Raw genomic sequence first — 26275 nt, forward strand, 5'->3', positions numbered from 1 at the left:
TTAAGACGCGCTGATCCTCGGTCGGTGGTAAGCTCCATGCAGCGTTTCATTATTCTCGGACAGCCGCGAAGCGGCACGACGCATCTGACCACCTTGCTGGATTCGCATCCGGACGTGATCTGTGCGGGCGAGCTGTTCAATCCCTACATCATGATGGGCATGACGAACGACGCCGGCGACGACGCCATCCTGGCGCGCGACGCCGCGCCCAGGCGCGCGGCCGAAGCGTTCTTTGAACAGGCAGAGGCCGAGGGTGCGCGGGCCGCAGGTTTCAAGTTCATGCTGGGGCATGACATCGCCGTGCTGAAGTGGATTTCCCGGAACCCCGACATCCGGATCATCTACATCCGCCGCGCCAACAAGCTGGCGCAGGTGGCCTCGCTGATCAAGGCGAACCAGACGCGGGAATGGGTCGACAACGAGGTGGCCAATACCCCCTTGCGGCGCGTCATGCGCCGGGTGCGGATCGTCTATCAGGGCCTGTTCGTCCTGGGACGCAAGGAACGGCCCAATCTGGTCCCGACGATCCGCGACATCGACGAAAACGGGCGCCTGATCGTGGGACCGCGCCGCATCAGCCAGCGCTGGCACGACCTGGCAACCAGCGACTTCCTCGCCTCGCAATGGCTCCGGTCCACGCCGAACAAGGTGCTGCGGCTGGAATACGTCGCCTCGCTCAAGCCGGAGGCGCACGAACGGATCTGCCGGTTTCTCGGCGTCTCGACCGACGCCGAGATCGCCTCGCCGCTGCGCAAGCAGGGCGCGAACCGGGTGATCGACCGGTTCGCCAACCAGAAACAGATTTCCGACTATTTCACACGCCGGGGCCTGGCCCATTGGCTGGGCGAGGAACTGGACGAGGGCGAGGACACTCAGGACAGAGACGAGGCCTGACGCAGCACATCCGCGTATCCCCGCGCCGTGGTCATCCGGGGCCCCAGGCCCTTTTCCACCAGCAGCCGGTGCAGGCGGGGCAGGTTATGGGCGGGGATATGCATCACGAGGTGATGCTCGAGGTGGTAGTTCACCCGGTAGGGGGCGAGGAACAGCCGCTCCATCGGGTTGGCCAGCGTCGTGCGGGTGTTGCGGAACGGATCGTCGGAGAATTCGACGGCACCGTGTTCCGCGATGTTGCGGATTCGCAGGACCATCTGGAACCAGGTCAGCAGGGGCGCCAGCCATAGTGCCAGCCAGCCCCACCAGGCGCCCGTAATCGCCCAGAACAGGGCGAACAGGACCACGTTGGCGAGGATCGCGCGCCCGATCACGGGCCCGCTGAAGGCCTGGGCAAGGTCCTGGCTGCTGACGGCCTCGGTCTCGCCGGCCATCTTGAAGGCGAACATGACTTGTTGCGCGCGCTGCTTCACGCCGGTCTGGCCGGTGATGTCGCGGATCAGCTTGCGGCGCAGGCTGGCACGGGTGGTGGGAAAGGGCTTCGACAGCTGCAGGTCCGGGTCGCGGTCGGTCTGGGTGTGGCGGTGGTGGGTCAGGTGATAGTGGCGGTATTCCGGCAGGTCGGCGATGATCGGCCTGCCGCAGAGCCATTCTCCCGCCCAGTCGTTCAGGCGGCGGTTGCGGAACAGCGCGTTGTGCGCGGCCTCGTGCATCAGGATGGCGAGGCCCAACTGGCGCGAGCCGATGACCATGACCGCCAGGAGCCAGGTCAACAGGTTCGGGAAGGCGGCAAAGACCGCCGCCGCGCCCAAGATCAGACCCCAGCAATGCACCACAAGCCACGCGCCCCACAGGTCGGACCGCTGCGACAGGTCCCGGATTTCCGCGCTGCTGAGATAGGCCTTTCCCAGTGCCATGGTGCTGCCTCCCTCCGGGAAGGGTGTCAGCGCGGGGCCAGGCCTGTCAATCGTGACGCGCGGTCCGTTTCATGCCCGCGATCCTTGCCGCGTAACGGCCAAGATCGTCGATGCCCATCGGCGCGCCGAAATGGTAGCCCTGCAGCCGGTCGCAACCGAGCCTCGACAGCAGCCGTGCCTGTTCCGGCGTCTCGACCCCTTCGGCCGTTACGCCGATTTCCAGCGCATGGCCGATCTCGACGATCGAGCGGACGAGGCGTTCGGCGCTGGGGGTTTCGGTCAAGGGCGCGACCAGTCGGCTGTCGATCTTCAGCCGGTGTGGTGCGATCCGCTGCAAGGCCACGACGGATGCGCGGCCGCTGCCGAAATCGTCGACCTCGATCGTCAATCCCAGCTCGCGGAAATGGTCGAGCTTCATCAGGAACTCGGTATCGGCTTCTTCGAGAAAGATGGTTTCCAGCAGCTCGAACGCCACCTTGCCCGGATAGCGTGACGCCGTCCTGCCGATGTGGTCGATGTCGCCGGATAGCACACGCTTGATGCTGACATTGAACGACAGTGATGGCGGGTCAGGCCAGTCCCGGAACAATGTGGCGCATGAGTCGATGGCCTTTTCAAAGATCATCCGGTCGATGTCGGCCAGCACGTTCAGGTCTGCCGCGACATCCAGAAACGTGTCCGGCGACAGGATGCCGCGTTCGGGGTGCTGCCAGCGCGCCAGCGCCTCGAGCCCGACGAAGGCTCCGCTGTGCGCGTCCACCTGCGGCTGCAGGTAGGGAACGAACTCTGCCCGTTCGAGGGCAAGGATGATGTCGTCGGCCACCGCCTTGACCCGGCGCATCTCGTTCAGGTCGGACTGGTCGAAGACGGCGTATTGCCCGCGCCCGCCGCGCTTGGCCTTGTAGAGTGCGATGTCGGAATCCGGCAGAAGGTCCGTTTCGTCGGCCAGCGGGGTGCGGGCAATGCCGACCGAGGCGCCGAACCGGCATTCGCGACCCTCGAACACTGTCGGGCGCGACAGCGCCTCGAGCAGGGTGCGCGCGAGCACCTCGGGGCGGTCAAGATCGGTCTCGGAGAGATAGAGCAGGATCACGAACTCGTCGCCGCCGATCCGCGCCACGACGTCGCTCTTGGCGATGTTGGCGCGGATCCGTTCGGCGACCACGGTCAGCACATGGTCGCCCGCGGCATGGCCGATCGTGTCGTTGATCTGCTTGAACCGGTCGAGATCGACATGCAGGGCGGCCAGCTCTCCTCCGCGGAACTCGCGCCGTTTCGACAGCCGCCGGAACTGGTTTTGCAGGAATCGCCGGTTGCCCAGCCCGGTCAGCTGGTCGTGGAAAGCGTCATGCAGGATGGCCTTGTTGGCCTGTTCCAGCATCCGGGCATATTCCTCGATGCTGCGGCGCTGGCGCACCAGTTCGGTCGTGTCGATTCGCACCAGAAGGATGTCCCCGTTCTCGGCGCGCGAGCGCAGCACCCGTTGATGGATGTCGCCGGCCAGTTCCAGATCCTCGAACGGGCGGTTCGCCATGTTCGCGTCCAGCTTTTCGGCGATCCAGTCGTCCTCGCGGCCGAGGGCGTCGGGGAAACGCCCGTGGCGCAATCCGATCGTCAGCACCTCGCGCACATGCATCCCGGTCGAGATTTCCTCGGGCGTGTCGGTGAAGGAACGCAGATAGCTTTCGTTGCAGGTGACCAGAAGCCTGTCCCGATCGTAGATGGCGAATGGCGCGGGATAGGCGTTCAGCGCATTGATCAGCCGCGCGCGGCTTTCCTCGGCGGCGCGGCGCTGGCGCACCAGTTCGGTCGTGTCCACGCGGATGATGACGTGATCGCCCGCGCTGCTGCGGCTGCGCAGGATCCGGTGATGGGTGTCATTGGCCAACTCGATGTCCAGCACCGTCTTGCTGATGCATCCGTGTTGCAGGATGTCCGAGACGAACCTGTCGCGATCACCCTCGGGTGGCAGGATCAACCCGTCGTCGATGGCGATGTTCAGCACGTCCGCCACGGGCATGCCGGGGCGAATGCGGTCGGGGTCGCGGGCCATCGCCTTGCGGTAGGCCTGGTTGCACTGCACAAGGCACAGGGACTTGTCGTAGATCACGAAGGGATCGGGGTAGGATTCCAACGCCGAGACAAGACGCTGCTGCACGGCCTCCAGCTCGGCCAGCATGCGTTCGTTGTCCAGCAGGGCGCCGGAGGCGCGCCTTTCCTTTTCCTTCAGCTCGGATACGTCGCGATGGGTGCTGACGATCATCAGGCTGCCGTCGGGCTGATACAGGACGCGCATCGACAGGACTGCCCAGAACGGCGAGCCGTCGGCCCGGACGCAGCTTGTCTCGATCGCGAGATGATCCTGCCCGGCGGCCAGCCGGGCGTTTAGGTCGGCATAGAACGCCTCGCGCGCGTCGGGCGACAGGGTCTCGGCGGCGGGTCGGCCGATGATGGTCTCGGGCGACCAGCCAAAGGCCGCCTGGAAGGCCGGGTTGACATAGTGCACGATGGAACGGTGCGCGACGCTGTCACGCCGGGCGATCATCACGGCGTCGGGCGACAGCTCGATGTAGTTCTCCAGCAGGTCCTTCAGGTTCATGCGGTCTGCCCCTTGCACAGCGTCCGGGATAGCGCGCCCTTCTTGGCGTTCGGTAAACCGTCACCGATGCTGACCCGGAAAATGCGGAAAGGTTTAGGGTTCGCGGACGCGCGCTTGTCGCTTGTGCCGCAGCAGTCGCTTCGCTATTCCGATTGCCGACACGTTCTTCGGGAGGAAACCGCGATGCTCAAGCGTCCGTTCGACAAGTCCAAGCTGCCCAGCCGCCACGTGACCGAGGGGCCAGAGCGCGCGCCGCACCGGTCCTACTACTATGCGATGGGCATGACCGAGGAAGAGATCCACCAGCCTCTGGTCGGCGTCGCCACCTGCTGGAACGAGGCCGCGCCCTGCAACATCGCGCTGAACCGGCAGGCGCAGGCCGTGAAGATGGGGGTCAAGCAGGGCTTCGGCACCCCGCGTGAATTCACCACCATCACCGTGACCGACGGCATCGCCATGGGTCACGAGGGCATGCGCAGTTCGCTCGCCAGCCGCGAGGCGATCGCCGACACGGTCGAGCTGACGATGCGCGGCCATTGCTACGACGCCATCGTGGGCCTTGCTGGCTGCGACAAGTCGCTGCCGGGCATGATGATGGCGATGGTGCGCCTGAACGTGCCGTCGGTCTTCATCTATGGCGGCTCGATCCTGCCGGGCCGCGCGCCGAGCGTCCCGGACGTCCCCGAGGAATACCGCAACCGCGACCTGACCGTGCAGGACATGTTCGAAGCGGTGGGAAAGCATCAGAACCACCAGCTGTCCGACGCGGCGCTGGACATCCTCGAACGCGTGGCCTGCCCCAGCGCGGGCGCCTGCGGAGGCCAGTTCACCGCCAACACCATGGCCTGCGTGTCCGAGGCGATCGGGCTTGCGCTGTTCAACTCCTCCGGCATGCCCGCGCCCTACGAGAGCCGCGACCAGTATGGCGAGGCGTCGGGCCGCGCGGTCATGGATCTGGTCGAGATGAATATCCGTGCCCGCGACATCGTCACCCGCAAGTCGCTGGAAAACGCCGCGCGCGTGGTTGCCTGCACCGGCGGGTCGACCAACGCGGGCTTGCACATGCCGGCCATCGCGCATGAGGCGGGGATCGAGTTCTTCCTCGATGACGTGTGCGAGATCTTCCGCGACACGCCCTATTTCGTCGACCTCAAGCCGGGCGGCGCCTATGTCGCCAAGGATCTCTACGAGTCGGGCGGCGTGCCGGTGGTGATGAAGGAACTGCGCAAGGCGGGGCTGATCCACGAGGACTGCATGACCGCCAGCGGCAAGACCGTGGGCGAGGAACTCGACCGCGTCACGCGCGAGGCCGATGGCCGCGTGATCTACCCGATCGAGACGCCGATCACCAAGACCGGCGGCGTGGTCGGCCTGAAGGGCAACCTCGCGCCGCAAGGCGCCATCGTGAAGGTGGCGGGCATGAAGGCGGAAGAGCAGGTGTTCACCGGTCCGGCCCGTGTCTTCGAATGCGAGGAAGACGCCTTTGCCGCGGTCAAGGCGCGCGCCTACAAGGAAGGCGAGGTGCTGGTCATCCGCAACGAGGGTCCCGCAGGCGGCCCCGGAATGCGCGAGATGCTGGCCACCACGGCCGCCCTGTCCGGCCAGGGCATGGGCAAGAAGGTGGCGCTGATCACCGACGGGCGCTTCTCGGGTGCGACGCGGGGCTTTTGCGTTGGCCATGTCGGCCCCGAGGCAGCGCATGGCGGGCCCATCGCGTTGCTCAAGGATGGCGACATGATTACCATCGACGCGATCAAGGGCGAGCTGTCCGTTGCGCTGAGCGATGCGGAACTGGCGACGCGCAAGGCTGACTGGAAGGGTCCACGCGACACGATCTATGCCTCTGGCGCTCTGTGGAAATATGCCCAGCTGGTCGGCGAGACCTACAAGGGCGCGGTCACGCATCCCGGCGGGCAGGCGGAAAAGCACGTCTACGCGGATCTCTGACCGCGGATGACAGGGCTGGGCCGGATCCTCGGGGCGGGTTGCCTGGTTCTGGCGGGCTGCGCCGGGGTCGTGTCCGACTCGGGCTCTGACAGCGCGCAATCCGGGGGCGGCGGCCTGTTCGCCGCCCTTGCCGCACCTGCCGCCGGGGCGGAGGGCGCCGCGCAGGACGACACCGCCACGCGGCCGCGCATGCCGCGACCGCTGGCGCGCGTGCGGATGGCACGGGGCACGGTCGTCGTCACGCCGCCGCCCGGTTATTGCATCGATCCCATTACGGCGCAGGCGCAGCGCGGCTTTGCCGTGATCGCCTCCTGCCGGATCCTGACGGGCGGGGCGGTGGCCACGCAGGTGCCCCCGATGATCGTCACCGTGGCCCTCGGCCCGCGTGGAACGGCCGAGGATCTGCCGTCGCCGCAGGCCCTCGCAGACGCGCTGGGAGAGCCGATCGTGTCGGGACAGAGCGGCAAGGACATGGTCACCGCGCACCTGGCCGGTGGCGGTGGAGAGGTCCTGCCGGGCGGCGACAGCCGCCATTGGCGCGGCGCCTTCGTGCAATCGGGTCACCTGGTGGGCCTTGCGCTCTATGCGCCGGCGGGCAGCGACCTGGCCGGGGCCGAGGGCGGCGTCATGCTGGACCGGGTGCGCGCCTCCATCGCGTCGGGCAGCGGTGGCGCGGCCCCGCCGAAAGCAGCGGACGCGGGCAGCCCGCCGGGGTTGCTCGGGCGTTTATTCAATCGTCAGGATTTGCCATGATGGTGCCCGGGGGCGCAGGTCTCTACCGGGGCGACGGAAGGGCAGTTGCGGGGACATGACAATCGAGCGTCAGGGATGGCTTGACCGGACCGTCGACCTCGCGGCGCTGCGGCGCTGGCGGCGCCGGGCACGGCTGGCCTGGAAGGCGGATCCGATGGCACTGCGCGACCAGCGCAACCGCGCCCGGCTGCTCAGGGCGCAACTGGACCAGGTGATCCACGTATCCGACGCGCGGCTTGCCTTGCCGATGATCGGCACCCAGGCTTTTCCGCGGCCGCGCGGCTCTGACTGGGCCTGGCGCCCGGAATTGTGGTGCGGGCCGCTGGCGGTGCCGGGTCTCGCCTCGGTACCGTCGAAATCGAAACTGGGGGCCGAGGTCGCGCTGTTTCACGACTGCCCGCGCGCCGAGATCGCGCTGCGCCAGTTGCGCAACACCGCCGAACGCGACCTGGCCGCCTATGGCATGCGGCTCGAGGTGTTCCGCTTCGACGGCTCCTACCTGTCGCTGGCCGTCGACATGCCCGAGGCCGCCGCGGATGGTCTGGGACGTGAGCACCTTGTGCGGGTCGACACCATTGTCGAGTTGGAAAAGAAGATCGAGATCTTCGCGCGGCTGAACATCCGCCACGGGCCGAACACCGAACAGATCGTGCGCGAGGTGCCGGTGCAGGACGCCGAGGTGTTCGTCGAGTTCGATCTCGCCTATACGAAACTGAACGAAAAGCGGGTCGAGCGGATGTGGCTGGACCTGATCTTCGAGTCGCCGCAGATGAACCAGATTATCCTGCGCGACCTGACATTCTCGCGCCGCAAGCGGGCGGCGTTCTGACGGGGGGCGGAATGGGCGCATCGGGCTACACGCTGACCAAGACGCGGTTCCGCAACGGCATGTGGGAAGGCTTGCTCGCGGCCGGCGCCGACGATCCGCGAGAGCCGGAGATCGCCGTGACCTACCACGGAACGCCGGTGCGCGGCGTCACGGTGTCGGGCGCGGGCGCCCCGGGGCGCTGGGTGCTGGAAGTGCCCGTCCCGGTCGAGGCGGTGGGTGACGGGGTGCAGACCTTTCTGATCCTCGACATGAGGACCGACACGGTGCTGGACAGTTTCGCTCTGCTGGGCGGCGACGCCCTGTCCGAGGACATGCAGGCCGAGATGGCCTTGCTGCGCGCCGAACTGGACATGCTGAAACGCGCGTTTCGCCGGCACTGCCTGGAGGGGCGGTAGGGGCTTGCCGCGGCGGGGCGAAACACCGCCTGGCGCTCAAAGGTCGAGCGCGCCGGCCAGCAGATAGGCCGGCGCCAGCAGCGCGCGCCGCGCCCGACCCAGCGGAAAGCGCCGGGGGACGGCGCGCATGGCGGTCGGGTATGGCGCGTCGGGCGACCTGCCCTGCACCAGGGACGCCAGCAACCGTCCGGCATGGCATCCCATCGCCACGCCATTGCCGTGGAACCCCATCCCGGCGAACAGGCCGGGATGATCCGGAACAGCTCCGACAAAGGGGGTCAGCCCCGCCATCAGGCAGACCAGGCCTGACCATTCATGCGTGATCTCGACCCCCGCCCAGGCCGGGAACATCCGCGCGAAATCCGCGCGGATCCGGCGCGAGATCGCCTCTTGCGCCTGCGGCGTCGCCCGCAGCCCGCCGCGCATCCCGAACAAGAAGCGCCCGTTCGGCATCAGGCGGAAGTAATGCAGCAGCGTGCGCGAGTCATAGGCCATCTGCGCGCTGGTCCAGCCCTGCGCCTCCTGTTCGGCTTGGGTAAGGGGGCGGGTGACGATGACGCTGGATTGCACCGGCAGGTAGCGCGCGCGCAGCCAGTCGGGCAGGTCCTCGGAGGAATAGCCGTTCGTGGCCAGCACAACCTTGTCGGCCCGCACCGAGCCCGACGGCGTATCGAGGCGCCAGCCGCGGCCCTCGCGGTGCAGACCCGTCACCGGGCTGTGCGCACAAAGCCGCGCGCCAGCGGCCGAGGCGGCGCCGGCGAGACCGGAATGCAGCTTGCGCGGGTTCAGCGCGAAGCCCAGCGGCGTGGTCAGCGCGCCAAACCAGTCACCCGCCAGCCCCTGCTGCCGCAGTTCCTCGCGCGGGGTGAGGGTCGGTATCACGCCATACAGCGCGGCAGTCTCAGCCGCGCCGTCCTGCATCGCGGCCCACGCGCGCGGGGAATGGGCCAGCAGGGTCTCGCCCTGCGAATGGCGGTCGACGTCGATCGCGTAAGCTTCGAGCAGGTCCTGGACGGTGTCGATTGCCGCCATCTCGGTCGCGCGCCACTCGCGCAAGCCGTCATCGCCGAAGCGGCGGCGCAGCATCCCGGCGCTGGCCTTGGCGCCGCCAAGGCAGCAAAAGCCGCCGTTCCGCCCCGAGGCGCCCCAGCCGGGATGCTCGGCCTCGAGCAATGCGACGGAAACTCCCGCCTGAGCGAGGTGCAATGCCGTGGACAGGCCGGTAAAGCCGCCGCCGATCACCGCGACATCGGCCTGCGCATCGCCCTCCAGCGCGGGCCAGTGCAGCGGCGCAACCGTGTCGGCCCAGTAGCAGCCGCCCTGCGGGCCGTAGGCGGCCGGCTCATAGATTCGTTTCATTCCGAGCGGACGGCGGCTTGTTCCTCGCGGGCGCGGGCGACGGCGGTGCGTTTCGAGATCAGCGAGGCGGTGACGACGCCAACCGTCACGATGGCGATCATGATGGTCGACAGCGCGTTGATCTCTGGCGAGACGCCGAGGCGCACGGCTGAGAAGACCTTGATCGGCAGCGTGGTGGCGCCCGGCCCGGTGGTGAAGCTGGCGATCACGAGATCGTCGAGCGACAGGGTGAAGGCCAACAGCCAGCCCGAGATCACCGCCGGGGCGATGATCGGCAGGGTCACAAGGCGGAACGCCTCCCACGGGGTGGCGCCGAGGTCGAGCGCGGCCTCTTCCAGCGAGCGGTCGAAACTGACGAGCCGCGACGAGACCACGACCGAGACATAGCACATGGCAAAGGTCGTGTGCGCCAACACGACGGTGAAGATTCCACGTTCCAACCCGATGCCGATGAACAGAAGCAGCAGCGACAGGCCGGTGATGACCTCGGGCATGACGAGCGGCGCATAGATCATGCCCGAGAACAGCGTGCGGCCCTTGAACCGACCGGCATTCACCAGCACATGCGCCGCCATCGTGCCCAGCACGGTGGCGAAGGTCGAGGACAGCACCGCGACCTGCACCGTCACCCAGGCGGCATCGAGGAATTCGGCATTGCGGAACAGTTCGCCATACCATTTCGTCGAGAAACCGGCCCAGACTGTGACCAGTCGGCTTTCGTTGAAGCTGTAGATGACCAGGATGATCATCGGCATGTAGAGAAAGGCGAAGCCCAGCGTCAGGGACGTGGCGTTGAACCAGGAAAAGCGTTTCATGTCTTCCCTCCGTGGCGACGGGGGTGGCGGGCGCGGCCCCCCGCCTTCGGCTCCCCCCGGAGTTTTTCCGGCAAGATGAAGCAATGCGCGTGGGTCATCCTTCGGCCTCGCGCTGTTTCTGCTCGTTGCGCTGGAACAGGATGATCGGGATGATCAGGATCAACAGCAGGATCACCGCCACGGCGGAGGCCACCGGCCAGTCGCGGTTCGAGAAGAACTCTTCCCACAGGATCTTGCCGATCATCAGCGTCTGGGAGCCTCCCAGCAGCGAGGGGATCACGAATTCGCCCAGCGTCGGGATGAAGACGAGGAAGCAGCCCGCGATGACGCCGGATTTCGACAGCGGCAGGGTGACCAGCCAGAAGGCCGAAAGCCGCGAGCAGCCAAGATCCTCGGCGGCCTCGAGCAGGCTTTCGTCCATCTTCTCCAGCGCCGAGTAGATCGGCAGGATCATGAATGGCAGGTAGGTGTAGACGATGCCGATATAGACGGCGGTATTGGTGTTCAGGATCTGGAGCGGCGCGTCGATCACGCCGAGCCAGGACAGGAGTTGGTTCAGCACGCCTTCGTTCGACAGGATGCCCATCCATGAATAGACGCGGATCAGGAACGAGGTCCAGAAGGGCAGGATCACCAGCATCAGCAAGGTGGGCCGCCATTCCTGCGCCGCGCGGGCCATGCCGTAGGCAATGGGATAGCCGACCAGAAGCGTGATGAAGGTGGCGGTAAAGGCGATCTGGAGAGAGCTTAGATAGGCCTTCCAGTAGAGCGAGTCCTGGGTGAGAAAGACGAAATTCTCGAAATCCAGTTCCGCGAGGAAGGCGAACAGGCCCGACAGCCCCTCGGACAGGTCGAGCTGAGGCATGTAGGGCGGCCGCGCCAGCGCGATGTCGCTGAGCGAGATCTTCAGCACAATCAGGAAGGGCACCAGGAACAGCGCCACCAGCCACAGGTAGGGAATGCCGATCAGGACCGCGCGGCGCATCAGGAAACGTCCTCCAGCACGACGCCCGCGGTGGCGGTGAAGCTGAGCCACACGTCGTCTTCCCAGGTGATGTCGCGGCGGGAAATGCGGCGGGTGTTGGCGGTCTGCGCCTTGATCATCGCGCCGCCGGGCAGTTCGACATGGTAGGTCGAGATGTTGCCGAGATAGGCGATGTCTATGACCTTGCCCTGCATGGCATTGGCTGCGTCGGGCCGGGTTTTCGAGATGCCGACCTTTTCCGGGCGCAGGGCCAGGACGACCTTCTTGCCCGCCAGTGCTTCGTCGCCATTGGCGGCGATAAGCGGCGGCTTGTCGTCAGCCCAGACGATCTGCAACCCGCCTGCGGGGATGTCCTCGGCATGGCTTGCCGGGGTTTCGGCGGTTTCGGCGTGGGCCGCGCGCTCTTCGTCGGTGGGGGCTGGCAGCGCCCTGGGGCCGGGATCGCGCTGGCCAAGGATCGGCGTCAGAAGCGTGTCATGCAGCCATTCGCCAAGGGCGTTTGGCTGTGGCCTGGGCTCGGGTTGCGTGTCGGTCGCCGGTTCGGCGGCGGTGGTCTCCGGCTCTGGCGGCGGAGCGTTCGGAGCGGGTTTCGCGATCGGTGTCTCTGCCGCAGGGGCCGCGGGGCGGGCGCTGGCGGTGCCGCGGATCAGGTTCACGTCGCCGATGAAATCCGCGACATAAACCGAATTCGGCGCCTCGTAGATCACCTGGGGCGTCGCGACCTGAACGATACGGCCCTCGTCCATCACCGCGACGCGGGAGGCGACGGTCATCGCCTCTTCCTGATCGTGGGTGACGATAACGAAGGTCGTGCCGGTCTTTTCCTGGATGTCCATCAACTCGAACTGCGTCTCTTCGCGCAGCTTGCGGTCGAGCGCGCCCAGCGGTTCGTCCAGCAGCAAAAGCTTGGGTGCCTTGGCGAGGCTGCGGGCCAGCGCCACGCGCTGCCTCTGGCCGCCCGAGATCTGGTGCGGCTTGCGCTTGGCGAACTTGGTCAGGCGGGTCAGGCGCAGCATTTCCTCGACGCGGGCGGCGATGGCGTCCTTGTCCTTGCTTTCGCGCCGCAGGCCGAAGGCGATATTGTCCCAGACCGAGAGATGCGGGAACAGGGCGTAGCTCTGAAACATCATGTTCACGGCGCGCTTGTTCGGCGGCACGGTGTCGATGACCTTGCCGTTCAGCAGGATATGCCCCTTGGTCGGGTTCTCGAACCCGGCGAGCATCCGCATCATCGTCGTCTTGCCGCAGCCGGATGGCCCGAGAAGGGCGAAGAATTCTTTTTCGTAGATGTCCAGCGTCAGGTCGTCGATCGCGGTGAAATCGCCGAACCGCTTAGTGACGTTCACGAACTGGATGAGCGGCTTCTGCTCTGGATCGTCCCAGGGGGCAAAGACGGATTGGGCCATGATTTCAAGCTTTCGGGCATGCAAAGGCCCGCGGTTCAGCGACCGCGGGCCATAATGGGCTCAGGTGCCCGACTTGATCTTCGTCCACAGGCGGGTCAGCGAGCGCTGTTCCTTCGGTGGGAAGGGCGTCGTCGTGTAGAGGTTTTCCAGCGCCGCCGCATTCGGGTAGATCGCGGTGTCGCCGATCACGTCCTCGTTCAGGAATTCCTGCGACGCCTTGTTGCCGTTGGCGTAGTAGACATAGTTCGATGCCGCGGCCATGTTCTGCGCGTCCATGATGAAGTTCAGGAACACGTGGGCCGCTGCCGGGTTCGGGGCATCGACCGGGATGGCCATCTGGTCGAACCACATCAGCGCGCCCTCGGAGGGTGCGTTGTAGGCTACCTCGACGCCGTTGTTGGCCTCGGCCGCGCGGTCGCGCGCCTGAAGGATGTCGCCCGACCAGCCGAAGGCCACGCAGATGTCGCCATTGGCCAGCGCGTTGATGTATTCCGAGCTGTGGAACTTCTGGATGTAGGGGCGAACTGCCATCAGGACTTCTTCGGCCTTGGCCAGTGCCTCATCATCCTTGGCGTCGGGGTTCATGCCGGCATAGGCCAGCGCAGCAGGCACCACCTCGACCGGAGCATCCAGAAGGTGAACGCCGCAGGAAGCCAGCTTTTCCATGTTTGCGGGGTCGAAGATCAGCGCAAGGCTGTCGACCGGCGCATCTTCACCCAGCAGTTCCTTGACCTTGCCGACGTTCACGCCGATGCCGGTCGTGCCCCACATGTAGTTGATCGAATATTCGTTGCCCGGATCGTAGACCGCGGTCCGCTTGGCGATCACGTCCCACATGTTGCCGAAGTTCGGCAGCTTGGACGTGTCCAGCTTCTGGAAGGCGCCGGCCTCGATCTGGCGCTGCAGGAACGTGCCGCTGGGCACCACGACGTCATAGCCCGACCCGCCGGCCAGCATCTTGGTTTCCAGCACTTCGTTGCTGTCGAACACGTCATAGATCAGATCGATCCCGGTTTCCTGCTCGAACTTCTCGAGCAGCGATTCGTCGATGTAGTCCGACCAGTTGTAGACGCGCACTTGCTCGGCTGCCGCGGCACCGGCCACCAGCGCAAGCGTTGCGGTAAAACTCATGAGGGTCTTCATATGGGTCTCCCTTCGGTCCCGGGGTCGTTGGCGCCCCTGTGGTTCCGATTTGATCAAATGTTGCGCCATCTGGCAACATCTGGAATGTTTTCATGCAGCGTCGCCATGTGCAAGCGGCGCCGGGCCATGGGTGCCACAACGGGAGGCAGCTGATGAATAACGAGGCAGACAAGGAGCGACGCGCCGGCCCGCCCGTACATGAGCAGGTCTATCGCAGGCTGCGTGAGATGGTCCTGTTCGGCGAGATGGAGCCGGGGCAGCCGGTGACGATCCAGGGCCTGGTCGAGACGCTGGGGGCGGGCATGACCCCGGTGCGTGAGGCGCTGCGCCGCCTTACGGCCGAGGGCGCGCTTGCCGCGCAAGGGAACCGGCGGATCGTCGTTCCTATGCTGGATCACGGGTTGATCGACGAGTTGACGATCGCGCGCGTCGCACTGGAACCGCTGCTGGCCGCGCGGGCGGCGCCCAATGTCGACGCGGGCACGCTGGCGCTTCTGGCCGAGACGGACGAACGGCTGGACCGTGCCATCGCGCGCGGCGACATCGCGCTTTACCTGCGCGAAAACCACGTCTTTCATGCCCAGCTGCACGGGTTGGCGCAAGCACCGATCATGGGGGCGCTGGTGGACAGCCTTTGGTTGCGTTTCGGCCCCAGCCTGCGGGTCGTCTGCGGCCAGGTGGGAACCCGCAACCTGCCGGATCGGCACAAGGATCTGCTTGCCGCGCTGGCGGCACGCAACGCGATGGCGGCCGCCGAAGCAGTGCGGTTGGACGTGCTTCAGGGAATGGATCTGATCCGCGCCTCGCTTTGAATCCGGGCGTTTCGCGGGTCTTGGGCCGACCCAACTCTGCGCCGTGGCGTCGCGGCCCCGCAACGCGTGATTCGATTGACACGGAACAATTTGATCATATTCTGCGCGCAAAGCTTTCGGAGGCAGCCATGAACGTGATCTCGACCAATACGCCCACCGCCGAGTTGCAGGCCCTGGACGCCGCCCATCACCTGCACCCGTTCACCCATGCAGCGGCACTGAACAAGAAGGGCGCGCGCATCATCACGCGGGCCGAGGGCTGCTGGCTGACGGACAGCGAGGGCAACCGCATCCTCGATGGCATGGCCGGGCTGTGGTGCGTGAACGTGGGCTACGGCCGGCGCGAACTGGCCGACGCGGCGCACCGCCAGATGATGGAACTGCCGTTCTACAACACCTTCTTCCAGACCAGCCACGTGCCCGCCATCGCGCTGTCCACCAAGCTGGCCGAACTGGCGCCGGGCACTCTGAACCACGTGTTCTTCGCCGGCTCGGGGTCCGAGGCGAATGATACCAACCTGCGCATGGTGCGCGCCTACTGGATGCAGAAGGGCCAGCCTGAGCGACAGTGGATCATCTCGCGCTGGAACGGCTATCACGGTTCGACTGTGGGCGCAGGCAGCCTTGGCGGGATGAAGCCGATGCACACCCAGGGCGTCCCGACGATCCCCGGCATCGCCCATATCGACCAGCCCAACTGGTGGTCCGAGGGTGGCGATCTGTCGCCCGAGGAATTCGGGCTTGAGCGTGCCCGCCAGCTGGAGGCCAAGATCCTTGAACTGGGGCCGGAAAACGTCGCGGCCTTCATCGCCGAGCCGGTGCAGGGCGCCGGTGGCGTGATCGTCGCGCCTGACAGCTACTGGCCGGAAATCCAGCGAATCGTGAAGAAATACGGTATCCTGCTGATCGCTGACGAGGTGATCTGCGGGTTCGGCCGGACCGGCAACTGGTTCGGCAGCCAGACCCTCGGCATCCAGCCTGACATCATGACCATCGCCAAGGGCCTGTCCTCGGGCTATCAGCCGATCGGCGGCTCGATCGTGTCCGACGAGGTGGCCGAGGTGATCGGCAGCATGGAGTTCAACCACGGCTACACCTATTCCGGCCATCCCGTGGCCTGCGCCGTGGCGCTTGAGAACCTGCGCATCCTCGAAGAGGACGGCATCGTCGATCGCGTCCGCGAGGACACCGCGCCCTATCTCAAGACGAAATTCGAGGCGCTGGCCGAGCATCCGCTGGTCGGCGAGGCCAAGATCGTCGGCATGATGGGATCGATCGCGCTGACGCCAGACAAGGCGTCGCGCGCGGCCTTCGCCTCCGAGGCCGGCACGGTCGGCCTGATCTGCCGCGAGCGGTGCTTTGCCAACAACCTGATCATGCGCCATGTCTATGACCGCATGATCCTGTCGCCGGCGCTGGTGATTTCGAAATCCGAGATCGACACGCTGATCGACCGCGCCTGGCAGTGCCTGGACGAGACCCATGCCAAGCTGAAGGCCGAAGGCATGATGAAGTCGGCTTGAGCCGTCTTCATCCGGTGTTAAGACCGTCCGGGTTATACCGTCCGATCATCACGGGGCGGGTGGGTTCGCATCAGGAGGCGACCCATGACTTGGTTACGGATCTGCGCGGCTCTGGCGGCCTGTCTGCTGGCGTTGCCCTCTGCCTCACGCGCGGGCGCACCGACGCCCGCCGCGATGGAGCCTCCCGGCATGGTCGACGTGGCGCTGATGCTGGCCGTCGACGTGTCGTCCTCGGTTGATGCCGATGAACGCCGGTTCCAGCGCATGGCCTATGCCCGCGCTCTGGCCGATCCTCTGGTGATGCGCGCCGCGCTGGGCGGGCGCAGCGGGCGCATCGCGCTGGGCTACATGGAATGGTCGGGACCGGGCTACCAGAACCTGGCGCTGCCGGTGCGCGCCATCGGCTCGCCCGACGAGATGCAGGCCTTTGCCGCCCAGATCGGGGCGATGGCGGATGCGCCTGTCGCCGCCCACGTGATGGATTACGGCATCTATGACGGCACCACCGCGATGGGCAATGCTCTGGCCCGCGCGGCCGAGGCGCTGCGCGCGTCCGGCTTCGCCGCGCGCTCGACCGTGATCGACATCTCGGCCGACGGGGTCAGCAACGACGGACTCCATGTGGACACCATGCGCGACGGTCTGCTGGCGCAAGGTATTATCATCAACGGCCTGCCCATCGCGGTCGGCCCTCCGGCCACGGATGGTTACGCCATCGGGCTCGACAATCAGGAACAGCGGCTGGAGATATTCTTTGCCGATTGCGTCATCGGCGGGCCGGGCGCGTTTCACATCCTGGCGCGCGGCTGGAAGGACGTGGAACAGGCCCTGCGCGCCAAGCTGATCCTCGAACTGGCGGGGCTGCCGCCGTCTGACCGGCAACGCGTTGCACAGGCGCTGGGCGGTGATCCCAGTCCGGTCGAACGGGTCCGCCCGGCGCAGTTCCGAATCGACTTGGGCGCGGACCCCGTGGTGGACGCTCCGAGGATCGACTGCGCCTCGGGCATGGTCAATCCGCTGCTGGCCGCGCGCTGAGTGGAGGCGTCATGCCACCCGGTGCGGCGCGCCGGTGGACATGTTGGTGCCGATATAGGGCTTCTTCGCCCCCTTCCATGCGCCAAAGCCGCCCTCCATATGGGCAACGCGGGCCATCCCGGCCTCGATCGCGGCGCGGCTGACCTTTTCCGACCGGACACCCGAGCCGCAATGAAACACGATGCGCTTGTCGGTCTGGCCTGGCAGGGCGTCGGCCTTGAAGAAGGCCATCGGCATCAGCAGCGCGCCCTCGACATGCTCGAACATGTATTCCTGCGGGGTGCGCACGTCGATCAACACGATTTCATGGTTGTTCAGGGCCGTTTCGACCTCGTCCACGGTCCAGGTTTCGAAAAGGGCGTCGCCCACCTGCTCGGTCTTCATCCCGTGTCTCCCCTTCGTTGCGGTTCTGCCGGAATCCTGCCCCGACTGGCCGCGCACCGCAAGCGTCGCGGTCAACTGGCGCGTCGCACACCACGGCGGCAGACTTCGACCATGTGCTCGGCGAACACCTGCACCTTGGGGTCGCGATGACGGCGCGAGGGGGACAGACAGGCCAGTTGTGTCGGATAGGGCGGGGTTGCGGTCGCCACCGGCACCAGCGCGCCCGAGGCCAGGTGTTCTGCCACCTCGAATTCCGGTTTCAGCACGATTCCCGTGCCCGCCAGCGCCCAGTCGGTCAGGACATCGCCATCGTCGCATTCGAAGGGTCCGGCAATCTCGAACCGCTTGGGGCCGTCGACGGTGCGCAGGGTCCACTGGAACTCGCTGGCGCCGGGAAAACGCAGGTTGAGGCAGTCGTGCCGGTCACGCACCAGCGCCGCGCCGTTCTTCGGCATGCCGCGAAGCGCGATGTAATCGGGAGACGCAACCAGCACGCGCGGGCAATCGGCGATCATCCGAACCTTGAGGTCGCTGTCGGCCAGCGGACCGAGGTGAAAGGCGAGGTCGAGCCCCTCTCCCGTCACATCGACGACCCGATCGGACAGGCGCAGGCGCACGTCGATCTCGGGATAGGTTTCGCGAAAGCGCGGCAACTCGGGCGCGATGATCCGGCGGCCCAGGCCCAGAGGCGCGGCGACGAACAGCGTGCCGCGCGGACTCTGAGCCGCTTCCATCACTGCGCCTTCGGCGGCATCGATGGATTCGAGGATGCCGCGCGCGCCGTCATAGAAAAGACGCCCATGCTCGGTCGGGTTCAGCGCCCGGGTCGTCCGGTTGAACAACCGCACGCCCAAGTGCTTTTCCAGTTCCGCAATGCGAGACGAGGCGACGGCGGGCGAGGTGCGCTGATCCCGGGCGGCGGCCGACATGCTGCCCAATTCGTAGACGCGGACGAACATCCGGACGTTGTTCACATAGGACATGGCGCTTTTCGGATTTCTTTGAAAGTCTCGCGGGATTATCTGGATTAACACGCAAACGGCGATGCGTATAGCCTGCGCGGGACTTCAGACAGGGAGAGTGTCATGTACGATCTTGCCGCGATGGGCGCCTGGGTGGAATTCGGCGTCCGCTGGCTGCATGTCATCACCGCGATTGCGTGGATCGGGTCGAGTTTCTACTTCATCGCGCTGGACCTTGGCCTGCACCGCGACCGCAACCTGGCCTCGGGTGCCGATGGCGAGGAATGGCAGGTGCATGGCGGCGGTTTCTACCACATCCAGAAATACCTGGTCGCGCCCGAACAGATGCCCGGCGACCTTGTCTGGTTCAAATGGGAAAGCTACGCCACCTGGCTGTCGGGTTTCGCCATGCTGGTGCTGGTCTATTACCTCGGGGCCGAGTTCTATCTGATCGATCCGGCTGTGATGGACCTGTCGGTCTGGCAGGCTGTGCTGATCTCGCTCGCCTCGCTGGCCTTTGGCTGGCTGGCCTACAACACGATCTGCCGTGTCTTCGTGAACGCCAACCAGACCGCGCTGATGGTCGCGCTGTTCGTGGTGCTGGTGGGCATGGCGTATTTCTACACCTCGGTGTTCTCTGGGCGGGCGGCGCTGCTGCATCTCGGGGCGTTCACCGCCACGATCATGAGCGCGAACGTCTTCATGGTCATCATCCCGAACCAGAAGATCGTCGTCGCCGACCTGATCGCGGGCCGCAAGCCCGATCCGAAATACGGCAAGATCGCCAAGCAGCGGAGCACGCACAACAACTACCTGACACTGCCCGTGCTGTTCCTGATGCTGTCGAACCACTACCCGCTGTCCTTCGCCACCGACTACAACTGGATCATCGCCAGCCTCGTCTTCCTGATGGGCGTGACGATCCGGCACTTCTTCAACACAATGCACATGCGCAGGGGAATGCCGTGGTGGACCTGGGCGGCGACCGCGATCCTGTTCCTGATCATCATGGGTCTGTCGACGGCGCCCATGCGGGGGAATGACAGCGACGAGGTGCAGGCCTGGGCGCAGCGCTATGCGCAGGCCGAGGGGTTCAACGAGGTGACGGATATCGTGATGGGGCGCTGTTCCATGTGCCATGCGGCGGAACCGGCGTGGGACGGGTTGCTCTGGGCGCCCAAGGGGGTGCATCTGGACACGCCGGCGCGCATCGCCGAGCACGCGACCTCCATCTACCTGCAATCCGGGCTGAGCCACGCGATGCCGCCCGCGAATCTGTCATGGATGGAGGAAACGGAACGCGCGGCGATCCGCGCGTGGTACGAGGCCGCGACGGCCAAGGGCGGGGCGTGACCCCGCCGGTTGCGATCAATGCGGTTTCTTCACCAGGCTGACTGGCCGGAACCAGGTGCGCGCGAACGCCTCGCCATAAATGGCAGAGATCGTTTCGAAGGTGATCAGTGAAACGGGCATTGAAGCCTCCATGACTGCTCTCGGAGATTTATTAACGTAATTTTCATACGCAATCCATCCGACCTTAGTTCAATTATTTCTTCAATACGCTAACATCTCGTGAACGGGATGTTGGCGGTGTTTCCGAATTCCCGCGTTTCAGAATCGCAGCTGCCATGCTAGGTCTGGTGGCATGAACAGCGTCAGCCCCAATATGCGCCCCGTGATCCGGCAACTTGACGAGTCCGCCGTCAACCGCATCGCGGCCGGCGAGGTGGTGGAGCGACCCGCCAGCGCCGTTAAGGAACTGGTGGAAAATGCCATCGACGCGGGCGCGCGGCGCGTCACGGTCGAGGTGGCGGATGGCGGCAAGACCCTGATCCGGGTCAGCGACGACGGCTGCGGCATGACCGAGGCGGAATTGCCGCTGGCCCTGTCGCGGCATGCCACGTCGAAAATCGACGGATCGGACCTGTTGAACATACATTCCTTCGGCTTCCGGGGCGAGGCGCTGCCCTCGTTGGGGGCGGTCGGGCGACTGACGCTCCAGAGCCGGGCCAAGGGGTTCGACCCGGTCGAGTTGTCGGTGAACGGTGGCGCGATGGGGGCCGTGCGGCCCTGCGCGCATGGCATCGGCACCACGGTCACGTTGCGCGATCTGTTCTATGCAACGCCCGCGCGGCTGAAATTCCTGCGCTCGGACCGGGCTGAGATGCAGGCCATCTCGGACGTGATGAAACGCCTTGCGATGGCCGAACCCTCGGTCGGCTTTGTCCTGCGCGACGTGTCGGGCGGCGAGGACCGCGTGAGTTTTCGCGCCGACCCCGAGACGGGCGATCTGTTCGATGCGCTGCGCGGTCGGCTGGCGCGGGTCATTGGGGGCGAGTTCACGGAAAACGCCCTGCCCATCGACGCCACGCGCGATGGGTTCCGCCTGACCGGCTTTGCCGCGCTGCCCACCTATTCGCGGGGCTCGGCCGTCGCGCAATTCCTGTTCGTCAACGGCCGCCCTGTGCGGGACAAGCTGCTGATCGGCGCGCTGCGTGGCGCCTATGCCGATTTCCTGTCGCGCGACCGGCACCCGGCCGTGGCGCTGTTCGTCGATTGCGACCCGCAACTGGTGGACGTGAACGTGCACCCGGCGAAATCCGAGGTCCGCTTTCGCGAGCCGGGTCTGGTGCGGGGTCTGATCGTCTCTGCCTTGCGGCACGCGCTGGCTGAGGCGGGGCATCGCGCCTCGTCGACCCTTGCCGGGGCGACGCTGGGCGCGATGCAGGTCGAACCGGCGCAGCCGCGCGTCTACCAGATGGATCGGCCAAGCCCCTTGGCGCGCGCCGCCTCTTATGCTGCGCAGGCGCCGCAGGCGGGGTTCGCCGATCTGGGCGCGGTCTGGTCGGGTCGCGTGGTCGAGGCCGAACCCGCCGGCACGCCCGACACCGTAGCCGAGGCGCTGCCGCTGGGCGCCGCGCGTGGACAGGTGCATGAGAACTACATCATCGCCCAGACCGCCGACGGCGTCGTGATCGTCGACCAGCACGCGGCTCATGAGCGGCTCGTCTACGAGAAGCTCAAGCGGCAGATGGCCGAGACCGGCGTCGCCGCGCAGGCCCTGCTGATCCCCGAGGTGGTCGACCTGTCCATGGGCGACCGCGCCCGCCTGCTGGAGCATGCCGAGACGCTGCATCGCATGGGCCTGTCGATCGAACCCTTTGGCGGCGGCGCGGTAGCCGTGCGCGAGACGCCTGCGATCCTCGGCGAGATCAACGCCGGGGCGCTGATCCGTGATATCCTCGACGAACTCGACGACCTGGGCGACAGCCAGCTTGTGCAGGACAAGATCGAGGCGATCCTCAGCCGTGTCGCCTGTCATGGCGCGATCCGGTCGGGCCGCCGGATGCGCGCCGAAGAGATGGACGCCCTGCTGCGCGAGATGGAGGCGACGCCCCATTCCGGCCAGTGCAACCACGGGCGGCCCACCTATGTGGAATTGAAACTGTCCGACATCGAACGGCTGTTCGGGCGCACATGATCGCGGTCGGCGGGCAGGTCTATGCGTGGAACGATCCGCTGGTTCTGGGCGTCGCGGTGGCGCTGGTCGTCGTCCTGCTGATCCTGCGCGCCAGCGCCGCCGCAGCACGATCTGCCCGGCTGACCGAGACGATGGCGGCGCAGATGGGACAGCTCGGCCAGCGGGTGCAGGCGCTGGGCGACGGTCAGGAACGGCTGGCGGGCGGGTTGCATCATGTGTCGGAGGCCCAGGCCAAAAGCCAATCGGCGATGTTGCAATTGATGGAGGCCCGGCTGGCCGAGGTGCAGGAACGGATGGGCGAAAGCCTGACCGGCTCGGCGCGGCGCACGGCGCAGAGCCTGGGCGAGTTGCAGGAACGGCTGAAGGTCATCGACCAGGCGCAGGCCAATATCACCCGGCTGTCGGGCGACGTGCTGTCGTTGCAGGACATTCTTTCGAACAAGCAGACACGGGGCGCCTTTGGCGAGATCCAGCTGCATGACATCGTGTCCAAGGCGCTGCCCTCGGACAGTTTCACGATGCAGGCAACGCTGTCGAACGGACGACGGGCCGATTGCCTGATCCACCTGCCCAATCCGCCGGGCGCCATCGTGGTCGACGCGAAATTTCCGCTGGAAGGCTACGAGGCGCTGCGTCGGGCAGAAACGCGCGACGAGGCGGCCCGCGCCGCGCAGAGTCTGCGCCTGTCGGTGCGCAAGCATATCCGCGACATCTCTGATCGCTACATCATCGAGGGCGAGACCGCCGACAGCGCGCTGATGTTCCTGCCATCCGAGGCAGTCTATGCCGAACTGCATGCCAATTTTGCCGAGCTTGTGCGTGAGGGGTTCAACGCCCGCGTCTGGATCGTGTCGCCCACGACCTGCATGGCCGTGCTGAACACGATGCGCGCGATTCTCAAGGACGCGCGAATGCGCGAGCAGGCCGGGGCGATCCGCCGCGAACTGCACCACCTCTCAGGTGACATGGAGCGCCTATTGTCGCGGGTCGGCAATCTCGACCGCCATTTCTCGATGGCGAGCCGCGATATCGAGGAAATCCGCATCAGCGCGGACAAGGCCGGTAAACGGGCGCGACAGCTGGATAATTTCGATTTCGAGGAGATCGCCCAGCCGTCCGCCGACCCAATCGTTCCGATCCGGTCACCCCGGTGATTGCTGCGCTGCGGCAATAGTTGAGCCTTAAACCAATCTTCCCCTTGTGCCATGCGGCCGGCGCATGCAGGCTATGCGTCAAGCGATCTGCCGCCAAGGAACTTCACCTGCTAGGACAGCGCCAATTCGCGGGTCCGAGAGGTGAATGCGGGCCGGCAGGCAGACCGAAACAGGATCGTTCAGGGTTAAACAGTCCGGACGGTCAGCGAAAGGGAGAGGGCCATGAAAGACCAGCCGACAGACATCGATGCCGTCGAATCCCAGGAGTGGCAGGACGCCATCGAGGACGTGATCGAACGCGACGGCGCGGACCGCGCGCATTTCCTTCTGGACAAGGCGGTGCAACGGGCACGGGCCGCGGGCGCGAAGCTGCCCTTCTCGGCCACCACGCCCTACCAGAACACGATCTCGCCCGATGACGAGGTCGACATGCCCGGCGACTACGAGATGGAGTGGCGCATCCGCACCATCAACCGCTGGAACGCCATGGCGACGGTGGTCAAGCGGAACAAGGAAAGCAGCGAATACGGCGGCCACATCGCCAGTTTCGCATCCTCGGCCGCACTGTATGACGTCGGCCTCAACCATTTCTGGCGCTCGAAATCGGCGATCCATGGCGGCGACCTGGTGTTCTTCCAGGGCCACGTGGTGCCGGGGATATACGCGCGGTCCTTCATGGAGGGGCGCATCAGCGAGGACGAGCTGAAGAATTTCCGCTCCGAGGTCGCGGGTGGCGGCCTGTCCTCCTACCCGCATCCGTGGCTGATGCCGGATTACTGGCAGTTCCCGACAGTCAGCATGGGCCTGGGCCCGCTGATGGCGATCTACCAGGCGCGGTTCATGAAATATCTCGAGAACCGCGGCCTGATCGAGAAGCAGGGCCGCAAGGTCTGGGCCTTCCTCGGCGATGGCGAGATGGACGAACCCGAAAGCCTCGGTGCCATTGCGCTGGCGGCGCGCGAGGGGCTCGACAACTTGATCTTCGTCGTCAACTGCAACCTGCAACGCCTCGACGGCCCGGTGCGCGGCAACTCCAAGATCGTCCAGGAACTCGAGGGCGATTTCCGCGGCGCAGGCTGGGACGTGATCAAGCTGCTTTGGGGCAAGGGCTGGGACGAGCTGCTGGAGCAGGACACGTCCGGCAAGCTGCGGCAGCTGATGGACGAGACCATCGACGGCGACTACCAAACCTTCAAGTCCAAGGACGGCGCCTATATCCGCAAGCATTTCTTCGGCAAATATCCCGAGACCGCCGAATTGGTGAAGGACTGGACTGACGACCAGATCTGGGCGCTGCGCCGAGGCGGCCATGATCCCAAGAAGGTCTACAACGCCTTCCTGCGCGCCACCAAGGCCGAGGGCCAGCCTACCGTCCTGCTGGTCAAGACGGTCAAGGGCTATGGCATGGGCACCGCCGGTGAGGGGCAGAACACCACCCACCAGCAGAAGAAGATGCAGTTCGACCAGCTCAAGGCGATGCGCGACCGGTTCAAGATCCCGGTCACCGATGCCGAGTTGGAAAAGGACGTGCCCTTCGTCAGCCTGAACAACGCGCAGAAGGCCTACCTGGCCGAGCGCCGCAAGGAACTGGGCGGCTCCTTCCCCAAGCGGAACACTGAAAGCCCGAAACTGGAAATTCCGCCGCTCGAGGCGTTCAAGGGCCAGCTGGAATCCACCGGCGACCGCGAGATTTCGACCACGATGGCCTTTGTCCGCATCCTGACCACGCTGTTGCGTGACAAGAAGGTGGGGAAGCAGGTGGTTCCGATCGTGCCGGACGAGTCCCGCACCTTCGGCATGGAGGGCCTGTTCCGCAGCGTGGGCATCTACAACCCGCTGGGCCAGAAATACACGCCCGAAGACCGCGAGCAGATGTCCTACTACCGCGAGTCGGAAAGCGGGCAGGTGCTTCAGGAAGGCATCAACGAGGCCGGCGCAATGGCCGACTGGATTGCCGCCGCCACGTCCTACAGCAACCACGGCGTGCCGATGATCCCGTTCTACATCTACTACTCGATGTTCGGGTTCCAGCGGATCGGCGATCTGGCCTGGGCCGCCGGCGACAGCCGCGCGCGCGGCTTCATGCTGGGCGGCACGGCGGGACGGACCACGCTGAACGGCGAGGGTCTGCAGCACGAGGACGGGCACAGCCACATCCTTGCCAGCACCATCCCCAACTGCATCAGCTATGACCCGACCTTCAGCTACGAGGTCGCGGTGATCGTGCAGCACGGGCTTCAGCGGATGTTCGTCGATCAGCAGGACGTGTTCTTCTACCTGACGCTGATGAACGAGAACTATCAGCATCCCGAGATGCCCATGGGCTCCGAAGAGGGCATCATCAAAGGCATCTACCGGCTGCAAAAAACCGACCGACCCGGCAAGAAGCACGTCAACCTGATCGGCTCCGGCACCATCTTGGTGCAGGCGATCAAGGCGGCGGCGATGCTGAAAGAGGATTTCGGCGTCACGTCCGATATCTGGTCCGCCACCTCGTTCAACGAGCTGGCGCGGGATTGCCAGGACGCGCATCGCTTCAACCGGCTGAACCCGTTCGCCGAGCAGCGCACACCCTACATCTCGCAGGTGCTTTCGGGCGCCAAGGGGCCGTTCATCGCCGCGACCGACTACATGAAGAACTTCGCCGAGCAGGTCCGCGCTTGCGTCCCGGGCCGTTTCACGGTGCTGGGGACGGACGGGTTCGGACGGTCGGACAGCCGGGTGAACCTGCGCCGCTTCTTCGAGGTGGACGCGAACCACATCGCCGCCGCCGCCATGGTCGACCTGTGGCGCGAAGGGCATGTGAGCGACAAGGACCTCGAGAAGGCTCTCAAGAAATACGAAATCGACGGCGGCAAGCCGAACCCGCGGCTAGTGTAAGC

21 protein-coding genes are annotated in these 26275 nt (G+C 65.8%); 12 read left to right on the forward strand and 9 right to left on the reverse strand.

Annotated elements, in window-relative coordinates; all coding sequences use genetic code 11:
* Positions 1–36: 36 nt before the first annotated feature.
* On the forward strand, positions 37–894 hold the full coding sequence (locus KB874_RS16530; protein WP_212537667.1) for a sulfotransferase: 858 nt from the start codon (positions 37–39) through the stop codon (positions 892–894).
* On the opposite strand, the gene KB874_RS16535 is transcribed toward KB874_RS16530, so the two are convergent.
* Complete coding sequence (locus KB874_RS16535; RefSeq protein ID WP_212537668.1) at positions 873–1811, reverse strand: fatty acid desaturase family protein; 939 nt, start codon at positions 1809–1811, stop codon at positions 873–875. The two genes, KB874_RS16530 and KB874_RS16535, sit on opposite strands and share 22 nt — an antisense overlap.
* 46 nt (positions 1812–1857) lie before the next feature.
* Entirely contained in the window at positions 1858–4410 is a 2553-nt protein-coding gene (locus KB874_RS16540) for a sensor domain-containing protein (RefSeq protein WP_212537669.1), read from the reverse strand.
* Between the two features lie 183 nt (positions 4411–4593).
* On the opposite strand from KB874_RS16540, the gene ilvD reads away from it, so the two are divergent.
* The 4 genes from ilvD to KB874_RS16560 are packed head-to-tail and all read left to right on the forward strand — an operon-like array spanning position 4594 to position 8334.
* Complete coding sequence (ilvD, locus tag KB874_RS16545) at positions 4594–6357, forward strand: dihydroxy-acid dehydratase (RefSeq protein WP_212537670.1); 1764 nt, start codon at positions 4594–4596, stop codon at positions 6355–6357.
* Positions 6358–6363: 6 nt separating this feature from the next.
* A complete protein-coding gene (locus KB874_RS16550) occupies positions 6364–7110 on the forward strand; it encodes a dihydroxy-acid dehydratase (protein ID WP_212537671.1) in 747 nt (248 codons plus the stop codon).
* A gap of 55 nt (positions 7111–7165) precedes the next feature.
* The gene (locus KB874_RS16555; protein ID WP_212537672.1) at positions 7166–7939 is read left to right on the forward strand and encodes a DUF6478 family protein; all 774 of its coding nucleotides are present in this window, start codon (positions 7166–7168) and stop codon (positions 7937–7939) included.
* 11 nt (positions 7940–7950) lie between these two features.
* On the forward strand, positions 7951–8334 hold the full coding sequence (locus tag KB874_RS16560; protein WP_212537673.1) for a hypothetical protein: 384 nt from the start codon (positions 7951–7953) through the stop codon (positions 8332–8334).
* A gap of 36 nt (positions 8335–8370) precedes the next feature.
* Here KB874_RS16560 and KB874_RS16565 read toward each other — a convergent pair whose 3' ends face one another.
* From KB874_RS16565 to KB874_RS16585, 5 genes are all read right to left on the reverse strand, one after another.
* Complete coding sequence (locus KB874_RS16565) at positions 8371–9693, reverse strand: NAD(P)/FAD-dependent oxidoreductase (protein WP_212537674.1); 1323 nt, start codon at positions 9691–9693, stop codon at positions 8371–8373.
* Positions 9690–10508, reverse strand: coding sequence for an ABC transporter permease (locus tag KB874_RS16570; protein ID WP_212537675.1), 819 nt, complete (start codon positions 10506–10508; stop codon positions 9690–9692). Before KB874_RS16570 ends, KB874_RS16565 begins: the two co-directional genes overlap by 4 nt.
* A gap of 94 nt (positions 10509–10602) precedes the next feature.
* On the reverse strand, positions 10603–11493 hold the full coding sequence (locus KB874_RS16575) for an ABC transporter permease subunit (RefSeq protein WP_212537676.1): 891 nt from the start codon (positions 11491–11493) through the stop codon (positions 10603–10605).
* Entirely contained in the window at positions 11493–12899 is a 1407-nt protein-coding gene (locus KB874_RS16580; protein ID WP_212537677.1) for an ABC transporter ATP-binding protein, read from the reverse strand. The genes KB874_RS16575 and KB874_RS16580 overlap by 1 nt, the downstream gene beginning before the upstream one ends.
* Positions 12900–12959: 60 nt before the next feature.
* Positions 12960–14042 carry a polyamine ABC transporter substrate-binding protein gene (locus KB874_RS16585; protein WP_212537678.1) on the reverse strand — a complete coding sequence of 361 codons (1083 nt, stop codon included), beginning with the start codon at positions 14040–14042 and terminating at the stop codon, positions 12960–12962.
* Between the two features lie 152 nt (positions 14043–14194).
* On the opposite strand from KB874_RS16585, the gene KB874_RS16590 reads away from it, so the two are divergent.
* From KB874_RS16590 to KB874_RS16600, 3 genes are all read left to right on the forward strand, one after another.
* Complete coding sequence (locus KB874_RS16590; RefSeq protein ID WP_212537679.1) at positions 14195–14854, forward strand: GntR family transcriptional regulator; 660 nt, start codon at positions 14195–14197, stop codon at positions 14852–14854.
* A gap of 128 nt (positions 14855–14982) precedes the next feature.
* Positions 14983–16377 (forward strand): aspartate aminotransferase family protein, encoded by a 1395-nt coding sequence (locus KB874_RS16595; protein ID WP_212537680.1) that lies wholly within the window; start codon positions 14983–14985, stop codon positions 16375–16377.
* A gap of 84 nt (positions 16378–16461) precedes the next feature.
* Complete coding sequence (locus KB874_RS16600; RefSeq protein WP_212537681.1) at positions 16462–17412, forward strand: DUF1194 domain-containing protein; 951 nt, start codon at positions 16462–16464, stop codon at positions 17410–17412.
* A gap of 9 nt (positions 17413–17421) precedes the next feature.
* Here KB874_RS16600 and KB874_RS16605 read toward each other — a convergent pair whose 3' ends face one another.
* Positions 17422–17796, reverse strand: coding sequence for a rhodanese-like domain-containing protein (locus KB874_RS16605; protein ID WP_212537682.1), 375 nt, complete (start codon positions 17794–17796; stop codon positions 17422–17424).
* A 71-nt stretch (positions 17797–17867) separates the two neighbouring features.
* On the reverse strand, positions 17868–18779 hold the full coding sequence (locus KB874_RS16610; RefSeq protein ID WP_212537683.1) for a LysR family transcriptional regulator: 912 nt from the start codon (positions 18777–18779) through the stop codon (positions 17868–17870).
* Positions 18780–18881: 102 nt separating this feature from the next.
* Between KB874_RS16610 and KB874_RS16615 the strand changes: the two genes are divergently transcribed.
* The 4 genes from KB874_RS16615 to aceE all read left to right on the forward strand — a co-directional run bounded on the left by KB874_RS16615 (position 18882) and on the right by aceE (position 26273).
* On the forward strand, positions 18882–20111 hold the full coding sequence (locus tag KB874_RS16615; protein WP_212537684.1) for a urate hydroxylase PuuD: 1230 nt from the start codon (positions 18882–18884) through the stop codon (positions 20109–20111).
* A 292-nt stretch (positions 20112–20403) separates the two neighbouring features.
* Entirely contained in the window at positions 20404–22239 is a 1836-nt protein-coding gene (mutL, locus tag KB874_RS16620) for a DNA mismatch repair endonuclease MutL (protein WP_212537685.1), read from the forward strand.
* Positions 22236–23393: a DNA recombination protein RmuC gene (locus KB874_RS16625; RefSeq protein ID WP_212537686.1), complete on the forward strand. Its 1158-nt coding sequence runs from the start codon at positions 22236–22238 to the stop codon at positions 23391–23393. Before mutL ends, KB874_RS16625 begins: the two co-directional genes overlap by 4 nt.
* 222 nt (positions 23394–23615) lie before the next feature.
* Entirely contained in the window at positions 23616–26273 is a 2658-nt protein-coding gene (gene aceE / locus KB874_RS16630) for a pyruvate dehydrogenase (acetyl-transferring), homodimeric type (protein WP_212537687.1), read from the forward strand.
* Positions 26274–26275: the final 2 nt, after the last annotated feature.

The organism is Thetidibacter halocola (assembly GCF_018224955.1).
In the GTDB taxonomy this organism is placed as follows: Bacteria; Pseudomonadota; Alphaproteobacteria; order Rhodobacterales; family Rhodobacteraceae; genus Thetidibacter; species Thetidibacter halocola.